6 protein-coding genes are annotated in these 10,280 nt (G+C 37.8%); 2 read left to right on the top strand and 4 right to left on the bottom strand.

Features of this window, described 5'->3' with window-relative positions; all coding sequences use genetic code 11:
* Nucleotides 1-271: tyrosine-protein phosphatase (locus FC65_RS05965; protein WP_162257050.1), on the top strand; the 271-nt coding region annotated here is incomplete at its 5' end.
* A gap of 412 nt (nucleotides 272-683) precedes the next feature.
* Here FC65_RS05965 and FC65_RS05960 read toward each other — a convergent pair.
* Together FC65_RS05960 and FC65_RS05955 are read right to left on the bottom strand one after the other, a co-directional pair.
* Nucleotides 684-3,407: an FtsX-like permease family protein gene (locus FC65_RS05960; protein ID WP_162257049.1), complete on the bottom strand. Its 2,724-nt coding sequence runs from the start codon at nucleotides 3,405-3,407 to the stop codon at nucleotides 684-686.
* A gap of 146 nt (nucleotides 3,408-3,553) precedes the next feature.
* Entirely contained in the window at nucleotides 3,554-4,444 is an 891-nt protein-coding gene (locus FC65_RS05955) for a formate/nitrite transporter family protein (protein WP_010498724.1), read from the bottom strand.
* 520 nt (nucleotides 4,445-4,964) lie between these two features.
* Between FC65_RS05955 and lctO the strand changes: the two genes are divergently transcribed.
* Entirely contained in the window at nucleotides 4,965-6,098 is a 1,134-nt protein-coding gene (gene lctO, locus FC65_RS05950; RefSeq protein ID WP_010498722.1) for an L-lactate oxidase, read from the top strand.
* Between the two features lie 290 nt (nucleotides 6,099-6,388).
* Here the strand turns inward: lctO and FC65_RS05945 are convergent, their stop codons facing one another.
* Nucleotides 6,389-7,744 (bottom strand): APC family permease, encoded by a 1,356-nt coding sequence (locus tag FC65_RS05945; RefSeq protein ID WP_056971923.1) that lies wholly within the window; start codon nucleotides 7,742-7,744, stop codon nucleotides 6,389-6,391.
* Nucleotides 7,745-7,832: 88 nt separating this feature from the next.
* Nucleotides 7,833-10,172 carry an ABC transporter ATP-binding protein/permease gene (locus tag FC65_RS05940; protein ID WP_056971922.1) on the bottom strand — a complete coding sequence of 780 codons (2,340 nt, stop codon included), beginning with the start codon at nucleotides 10,170-10,172 and terminating at the stop codon, nucleotides 7,833-7,835.
* Nucleotides 10,173-10,280 lie beyond the last annotated feature (108 nt).

Genomic DNA, 10,280 nt, shown 5'->3' with positions numbered 1-10,280 from the left:
TTCATTTACACAAACTATTTTATACTCTCACCTAAAAACTAACACACTGCGTAAGAAAGCTAATCAACAGATCATTGCTTATTTTAAAAACACAATTTCTACTGAACATTTACAGCAATTACAAATTGCATTGAATGTTGCCCCAGAATACCTAAATCGTGCAAATGACACGATCATAAATACCTTTGGTAGTTTTAACAACTATCTTCATGAAGGTTTAGGCCTGGAAAATGGCTTTGTATCAGAATTTCGCCATCAGTACGTTAAATAAGTACCGCTCAACACTAAGATTAAACAAAGTAATACTGCTAAGATCAAAATACGATGTAGAAACAAACTCAATTTCTACATCTTTTTATCCAGGTAACATTTTTTATTTGAAGTCACATTTCGAAAACTTCTGTCTACTTGTGGCACTCACTTGCCCAAGGTTAATCTCACATTGCTGTTTGCAACACTTACTTAACTAAAGTTGGTCTCACATTTCCGTTTGCGACGCTTACTTGGCAAATGTTAGTCTTACATTTTTAATTTATTCAAACTTAAAAAATTTGTGCTTAAAAGAACCCCAGACCGTTGAAAAAACGATCTGGGGTTCTTCTCCAATAATACTGCTTGCTAAACTTTCTTATCCTTCGTAGAATTACTCAAGCCAAATACTTCCGACTTGCTACACTCCTTTTTTATTCACTTGAATTCAATGCACTGATCATATCGATCTGCTGCAATTTACGGTGAGTGACCCACATGACTATCGCAGAAAAGATGATCGTCATAACTGCCGAGATCACATAACCCGGCCATTTAATAACCACCGGAAAAACCATCATATTACTGGAAGCATAAACTAAAATAAACCAATTCAAAAACCAACCGATCACATAACCAAATAAAATGCCGAATAACGTGAAAATAATGTTTTCTCTTACAATGAACATGGTAACTTCTTTGTCAAAGAATCCTAACACTTTAAAAGTCGCCAATTCTCGCTTACGTTCTGAAATATTGATATTTGTTAAATTATATAACACCACAAATGCTAGTGTTCCAGATAAAACAATGAAGATGATGACGATTGAATTCATGCCCTTGACAGATTTTTCAAGCTTAGATCGTTGGGTTTCAGTGTAGCTTGTATTCAAAACTTCACCAGTATCTGCCAGTTTTTTTGCTAGCTGATCTTGCTGCTTTGAATTTTGCTTTTTAGTCCGAACAAGAAATGAATTTAATCGGGCCTTTTTTCCAAGAGCTTTCTGATAGTAAGCAGCACTTAGGTAAACATTATGTCCCACATAATTTTCAGTTACTTTAGCTAGTTTGAGCGTGTATTCACGCCCTTTTTCATCCTCAAAATAAAGCTTGTCACCCTTCTTTAAATTATACGCCTGTGCCAAACGTTGACTGACAACTGCCCCGTTTTTAGGGATAACTTGCGTTTTATTGCTACCCGGCATATTTAAAGAAATATAATTCTGCAACTTTTCAGGATCCTTAACAGCATATAAAGAAGCTACTTGGTTGCTGGAATTTTTTTGTCTAAAAGTAACTTGTTCCATGTGAACTGGTAACTTTCCAGTAACCCGCTGATCATCTTGTAACACTTGTGAAGCTTTGTCTTTACCAGCAGATTTGAGAGTAACCAGCGCTTGATAACGATTGATCTCACTAAATTGTTTAGTTCCTGGTGCTGGGATCGAATCATTTAAACCAAAACCTGCTAGCATCAATCCTGTACAACCAGCAATCCCAAAAGTGGTCAATATCATCCGCGACTTATATCTAAAAAGATTACGAAAAGTAATTTTTTTGGTAAAGCTCAACTTTCTCCAAAGTGGAGTAATTTTTTCCATTATGATCCTCTTACCAGCTTTTGGTGCTTTTTCAACCAGTAAATTCATCGGCTTCTCACGCAGATCTCGGAACAAGACTAAAATCACCGATCCCAGAGTTGCGACCAAAGCGGCTACACTGGCAAGCCAAATCAAAAAAGGATAGAATTTAGAAGAAAAGTTCTGAAAAATATACATTGAACCAGTCATCTTGAAAACCACCGGCGGCAATGCCTTACTGCCGACCAAGACACCTAACACGGTCCCAATAATTACTGTCAGTAAAGCATACAGCACATATTTCATAGAAGTTTCCAGCTTAGTATAACCTAGTGAAAGTAACGTCCCGATTTGGCGTCGATCTTCCGTGATCATTCTCGTCATCGTTGTAAAAGTGATCAAAATAGCGATAAAGAAGAAAAATACTGGAAAAATATTTGCGATCGCATCGATTCGATCTGACAAACTAGCATAATCATTGAATCCGGGCATATCTGTCCGTTTATCTGTCAAATAGGTCGGCTTAGAGATTTTTGTTTGCTGTTGCAGTTTTTCTTTGCCCGCTGTTAATTTTTGCTGTCCCTGCTGTAGTTGTTGTTCTTGTTGTTGTAATTTATTTTTTGAAGCAGCTAATTGTTGTCTTGGCTGAACTAGTTGCTGTTGTGCCTGCTGTTGGCCAACTTGTGCTGCCAAAATTTCTTCTTGTTGGTTTAGCTGCCGCTCTTGTTGTGCTAATTGTGACTTTCCGTTACTTAATTGCTGCTTTGCTTGAGTAAGCTTTTCTTGTTGAACTGCTATTTTTTCTTTGGCAGGACCACTTTTCTTAGTTGCAAAATTTTGTAGTTCAACCTGTCGCTGGTCTCTGCGCTTTTCCAAAACCTTGTCTAATTTCTTAATATGTCGATTTAACTGGTGTTTGTATGAACTAGAAGAATATGTTTTTTCTTTCAGATCATCAAAAGTCACGTACATTTGTGAGTAAACATCCGTCGCAAAAGATTTTAAAGGAATATAAACAAAACCATTAGCTTGACCATCACCTACAGTTGTGTTGCCCCGTTCTTCATTCGCAATATATAATGGTGACCTCACAAATCCAACAACATGAAACTTAGTTTTTTTCAAAGAATCATTATTTAATGTGATCGTTGAACCAAGAGGATAATCGCTTGAAAGTACTTCATCAACAACAACTTGATCCTGTTGTTGCGGCAAATGACCTTTAACTACTGCCAGCTTATTTTGTTTGTCTGCTTTTGAATATGAATAGACCTTCAAATTATTTTTCTTATTCTTTTCTAAGTAATCAAACCCTTTACTAAGTTGAACTTGACTGCCAGAAATTTTTTCCACAGACTTCTGATCATCTTTTGTTAGCCCACCGGTCGAAATAATTTGCAAATCGGACATATTGTTTGCCTCGATCTCGTTTTGTGCACTTGCTGTTAGATCTGGCCCAACACTTTTTACACCAACGAATAGCAAAACGCCCATAAAAATAATCAAAATAATTGCAATAAATCTTCCGAGCGAAAAACGAATATCACGGAAAGTTGATTTTAAGTACGTCTTTTTCAAACTCTCACTCCTATCAAAACAAAGCTTTTCTTCCTTCTTAGTATATCTAAAATAATGCAAATCCGCCATCGTACATTTCTTGATGACATCAAAAAAGCCACGCTTTTTTCCAAATAGCGCAGCTTGGTTTTGAAACATTTAAATTCTTAATCAACGTAACTTGAATGAGTCTGATTCAACCATGCGTATGTCATTCCGATGACTAAAGCGCCACCAATATAATTTCCGACAAAAGCAAAGAGCAAGTTATGCAAAACACTTGCCGTCGTCATTCCTGCGATCGCACCTTTAGAAGCAAAAAAGGCCAAAGAGAATGCCGGAAAATTAGCAATAACGTGTTCGTATCCTAGAAAAGCAAAGATGAAGATCACAAAAATAATAGCCATAACCTTACCCGCGTCATCCTTCATTCTTAAATTGATAAAAAACGCCGTATTAACAACGATATTTGCAAAAATTCCCTCAACAATGATCTGAACAGTGGACTTGCTTAGTTTAGCCGCTACACCAGTAAACATATAATTATCTGCTGGCAAGTTTTGAAACGGCCCAGTTAAAGAAACCAAATATCCAAAAATGATCCCACCGATCAGGTTAAACAACACACACGTCATCAATATTTTAATTGCTTTGCTAATATTGATCTTTTTCCGATATACCCCGACTGTCATAAAGAGCATATTAGAGGTCCCCAGTTCTGCATTCATAAAGATGATCATGACCAATGACCAACTAAACATAAAGGCAAAAGTGAACTTTCCTGCCCCAGGCATAAATTTTTCCGCTTGAATCGCCGTTCCAAAGGCAATCGAAGTTCCTAAAGTCAAAAATAATGTAGCTAAAACTGATCGAGCTGCATAACGCCAATAACTACTGTCGATCAAAGCGACCTTGTTTTTGATAGCGGTATCGATTTTCTTAAACAAAGGCGATTCTGTCGCTGTCTGTTCTCCTACTGCCGGAACAGTCTGTATAAATTTTTCTCCCTCGTTTTCAAAATTTCCTACGTTATTATTTATTTGCGTTTGTGCTTCCATAATGTTTATCCCCCTAAGCCTCACCAAATTTTGGTTAAGTAAAATATTGCTCGTTTATAACTGTTTTAGACAATCTATGTGATCGAAAAAATAATTTTTTGAGGTAGCTACCCATAAAAATAATATTTCAAAACTGCTCAACATAAAGTTTGTGAAATAATCCTTCCCAAGTTAATGCAAGCGCTGTCATACGATCAATGAAGTTATAGTAATATAATTTTATGCTGATGTCAAAGCTTTTTTGTAATTCCAAAAAAATTATATTTTGTACAATAAATTTCACCAAAGGGGTTGAAAACGGTTTCCTATTGGGCTTATAATATTAACTGTTGATTCAAAGCTATCAATTTTAATTTATTCAATTCAATAACTTTTTTATTTAGTGTCTATAAGTAAAATTTAAAAGAAGATAACAGATATTACATAATGTTGACCTGCATAAAAATCTCCTTTTAAACTCTTAGTTATATTCACAAAGTCTTCTATTTGAACAACAAAAACTTTTTAGGGGGATATTATAATGGATTTCAAAACAAGCAATGCAGAAGGACCGGTCGATTTCATTAATGTTGATGATTTGGAAAAAATGGCACAAAAAGTAGTACCGAAGGGTGCATTCGGCTATATTGCCAGTGGTGCTGGGGACACATTCACATTACATGAAAACTTTCGTTCTTTTAACCATAAATTGATCGTACCTCATACATTAATGGATGTTGAAGAACCTGAAACAAAAACTACTTTTGCTGGAGAAGAACTTACGGCACCAATGATCATGGCACCTGTTGCCGCACACAAATTAGCTAACGAGCAAGGTGAAGTTGCCAGTGCTAAGGGAGTTGCTGATTTTGGTTCGATTTATACAGTCAGCTCATATTCATCAGTTGACCTGCCAGAAGTAACACAAGCTTTGAATGGGGCACCTGAATGGTTCCAATTCTATTTCAGCAAAGATAATGGCATAAACCGCCATATCATGGATCGTGTGAAAGAACAAGGAATTAAGGCGATCGTGTTGACAGCCGATGCGATGGTTGGCGGTAATCGTGAAACTGATGCCCGCAATGGATTCACTTTCCCTGTGACACTTCCTATCGTGCAAGAATATTTACCGGACAGTGTTGGTAAAACAATGGATTATGTTTATAAATCAGCTAAACAAAAGCTTTCTACTAAGGACGTCGAATTTATTGCTGAATATTCTGGGCTTCCTGTTTATGTTAAAGGACCACAAAGTAAAGAAGATGTTGACCGTGCTTTATCTGCTGGCGCTGCAGGGATCTGGGTCTCAAACCATGGCGGTCGCCAATTAGATGGCGGCCCTGCCGCTTTCGATTCATTGCAAGAAGTTGCTAAAGCAGTTGATCATCGTGTTCCAGTTATTTTTGACTCTGGCATTCGCCGGGGCCAGCATATCTTCAAAGCAATCGCTTCAGGTGCTGATGTTGTTGCTTTAGGGCGTCCTGCTATCTATGGTTTAGCTCTTGGCGGCAGCGTCGGTGTTAAACAAGTTTTCGAAAAATTGCAAGCTGAGTTAAAATTAGTAATGCAATTAGCTGGTACTCAAACGGTCGAAGACATCAAACATTTTGAATTACGTGATAATCCGTATGATCCAGCATTTAGTACCTTAAATGATCTGAAATTATTTTAAAATAAACACTAATACCTGATCGCAAAAACAGCGGCATTCATTTCAAATTTCAATGAATGTCGCTGTTTTTTGTATTCTTTAATAGTATCCTCTAAAAACGGTCTGGCAAAATAATAATTAACATTATGTTTCCTAAAATATACACCGCTTCTTAAACTAACAAGTCAGTGGACAACAACTTAACAATTTTTATATCCTATTCTCTTTTTAACCTACCATTGATAAAAATTTTTAATAAAAAAAGCTTTACCAACATCTTAACAGTTTGTCGGTAAAACTCCTACTAACTTTTATTTATTTTTACTGCTAAAGTAACTTACTAAGCCGATCACGATCCATATTCCTAAAACAACATATTCATATGGCCAAACCAATGAAACCGAAGTTCCAGGGATCACCGTTGCCAAGGCGATCATGATCGCGATCACACCGCCAATGATTGGTAAAGTCAGGTGCTTATTACGAAAACCACCCACAAGATCCGGATACTTCTTACGAACAGCGGCTAAGTTAAAAGCATTGATCCCCCAAGCTAAAGCTGTCAAAAATCCGCCAATATCAAGGAAATAAGTAAGTGCTCCTTTACCCATCCAGTCTAGCCCGAGAACTAGCACAAGAGTCAAGACAACAGCTCCTGAAGGTGTACCATACTTGGGGTGGATCTTAGCAAAATACTTTGGTAAGATCTCTTTTTCAGCCAGCGAATATATCAACCGTGGAGCCGCTGAAAAAAGAGCTAAGAAGCTGGTCCCCAAACCAAGAAAAGCAATTACGAATGCCGCAGTACCTAATTTAGGAAAGCCGGCTGCTTTAAAAGAATCGATCGAACCCATCTGCATTTGTGCAGTTTCTTTCCAAGGAAAGATCCAGGCCGACGACAACAAAACTAAAATGTAATAAGTTGCAGCAATACCTATAGAAAGAATAATGATCTTACCAATTTTATGTGCTGGTGTTTTAACTTCCTCAGCCATGACACCAATCGATTCCCAGCCTGTCAAAAAGGTCATAGCTGGTAAAACAAAGCGAAAAACAGCCGGCATTTTAGCTTGCCCCTTATAAAAAGAGGATGAAAAGTTACTTGCTTTACCTTGAGAAAAGCCAACAACGACTAGTACCAAGCCCAAAATAATCAATAAGGCAAGCAAAACGATCTGGACGTTACTTGTCAATTCGGCACCCAAATAGTTGATCGCAAAAATAAATAATGTAATCAAGACGCCCAAAATCAATTCACTGTAATGAACTTTTGCCCCAGCAAATGAATACGCTGGTCCAGTCGCAATTTTAGGAAAGATTTCTGAAAGCAGAAAACTAGATGCTGTAACATAAAAAGCTAGAGCACTTAAATATGATCCTAATAAAGCCCAACCTGCAAATAAACCGCCCTTTTTACCGAAAGCTTCATAGCCATAAACCACTTCGCCCCCTGCTTTAGGGTAAATTGTCGATAATTCGGCAAATGAAAGGGAAACGAAAACCGCTAGAATTGAAGCAGCTAACAGCCCAAAGATTTCCCCGCCAGCACCATATTGTTTAAAAAATTGACTGTTCGTGTAGATCCAACTGCTGCCGATCACCCCTCCAGAACCGAGTGCGATCAATCCAGCTGTACTAATGCTATGTTTAAACCTATTTTCTGCCATCTTATCTCCCTACATTCTTCTAGCTCTATGTATGTGCGGTCAAATACCGCTTAGTTGACCACAAATGATTCAATAATATTTAGTTTTCTTATTCTGACCTCAGTGCAATTGCTGCATCCTTCTTGGAACCCATTCTGGCTGGTACATGACCACCTAAAACTGTCAAGACTGTACTAATGATAATCAGCAAGAGAGCATGCCAAGGATTTAATTGGGCCACATTACTCAAATCAGTCACCTTCTCCAACAAAACATTGGCTGGGAAAGTTAATAACCAAGCAATGACAACTCCCAAAACACCTGATCCCAAGCCTAAAATTGTAGTTTCTGCATCAAAGGCTCGAGTAATATCTTTCTTGCGTGCTCCCAGTGCCTTCAAAACTCCGATTTCTTTAGTCCGTTCCAAAACAGAAGTATACGTGATGATCGCAATCATGATCATCGATGTTACAAGTGAAATACCTGCAAAACCTATCAAAACATAGGTGATCGCATCCATTAAACCACCAGTTAACGAACTGATACTGCCAGCCAGGTCATTATAAACAACCTTATCTGCACTTGATTTGCCATGATTATACTTATCCAAGTAGTCAGTCACACGATCTTTTTGATCAAAACTCTTAGGATAAATTTGAATAGTACTTGGAACACTTGCAGCGCCTAAATAAGTCATCAGACCAGGACGGTTTGCATCCTTGATAGACTGACCAGTTAAGACATTTTGTTCACTTGAACGTTGGGCATTTGCAACGGCTGATTTTTTATTTTGATCAACAACCTCTTTGGTCAGGCGGTCATTATAAGCGACTCCATTTGCTAAAAGCCCATCCGAATTTTTTGACTTAGTACGTAAGATCCCAGTCACTGTCAAAGTCTTCGTCTTAGCTGAAGAAGCCATTTGACTATAATCCTTACTTGGAACAAAGTTTCCTGTTGGCAGCTTTTGGTAAAAATCATCATTAGCCACTAATTTGACCTGAGTTCCGATCAAATCTGCAGTCTTCAAATTCTGATTATTCTTAACATTAAAGCCCAAGTTTTTTAAGGCATTGATATTCACATTATTATGTTGATCAGCAATTAGCACAATGTCTGTTTTCTTTGTCGGATATTTACCAGCGAGCGTTTTGTAGTTTTGCTTCAAAAAGCTCATTTTTCCGTTGCGATCCGTGGGGTAGACTGCCCCACCAACTCCGACAGAAGAACTGGGATCGCCAGTTGATCCTTGTTGTGTCTGCGACTCATCCATATTGGAAAAAGTTACTGGCTGATACTTGCCATTCACCTGTCGCACTAAGTTGAAGCCTGTGGTATAGCTATAAGCAATATCTTTGGCTGCCGATTTCTTGATATTTTTTACATAATCAACATATTTAGTATCAAGCTTATTGATATGTTGAGCCAATTCCGCTGTACTCCTTTTAGCAGTCACAGTTTGTCCTTTGGCAAAATTCTTTTTACCTGTAGATTGCGAGTTTTGCATCGCTGCCTGCGAATCTAACCCAACACGTGAGATCGTGATCGGGAATTGCGACAATGTCTCCGCCTGTGTATTATCGATTTGCTTTTGAAAGCCGTTAGATAAAGCTAACACGATCCCAATACCAATAATTCCGATACTAGAAGCAAACATTGTTAAAAATGTCCGGCCTTTTTTGGTTTTAATGTTCGTAAAAGACAGTTTTAAAGCAGTCCAAAAGCTCATCTTAGTCCGCTTGAGCTCGAAGTCATTATTGACTTCACCACTTTGATATGGATTTGAGTCAGATAAGACTTGCCCGTCATTAAACTTAATGATCCTGTCTGAATATTCTTCAGCTAATTCAGGATTATGCGTAACCATAATTACCAATCTGTCTTTAGCCAGTTCTTTGATGAGATCCATGATCTCACGACTTGTCTGAGTATCCAACGCCCCAGTAGGTTCATCAGCCAGCAAGATTTCAGGATCATTTGCTAGTGCCCGTGCGATCGCCACACGCTGCATTTGACCACCTGATAACTGTGCTGGTTTCTTATTCATATGTTTTTTCAGCCCAACACGTTCAAGTGATTCTTTTGCTTTCTTGAGCTTTTCGTCATTGGAAACACCGCTCAATGTCATACCCATCGTAACATTATCAATAATACTTAAATGAGTAATAATATTGTAATCTTGGAAAATAAAACCGATCGAATTATTGCGGTATGCATCCCAGTCAGCATCTTTGAACGTCTTTGTCGACTGACCATTGATCACTAAATCACCTGAATCGTATCGGTCCAAACCGCCGATCACGTTCAACATAGTTGTTTTTCCAGAGCCGCTAGCACCCAAGATCGAAACAAATTCTTTTTCACGAAAGGATACAGAAACATCATCTAACGCCTTGGTTGTCGTATCCCCGACTGTATAATACTTTTTGATGTGCTTGAGGTCTAACATCATGAACTCCTCTCTGTCTTTAAAAACTTTATGAAGAAAACTTTTCAAAATCACATAATATAAATTTACCATTTTTCACTCTTGAAATGTCAAATTAAGTTAGAAATA

The sequence above is a fragment of the Ligilactobacillus acidipiscis DSM 15836 genome, from assembly GCF_001435755.1.
GTDB lineage: Bacteria > Bacillota > Bacilli > Lactobacillales > Lactobacillaceae > Ligilactobacillus > Ligilactobacillus acidipiscis.
Note: the sequence above shows the minus strand (reverse complement) of the source record. Positions and strands in the feature narration are given on the sequence as shown.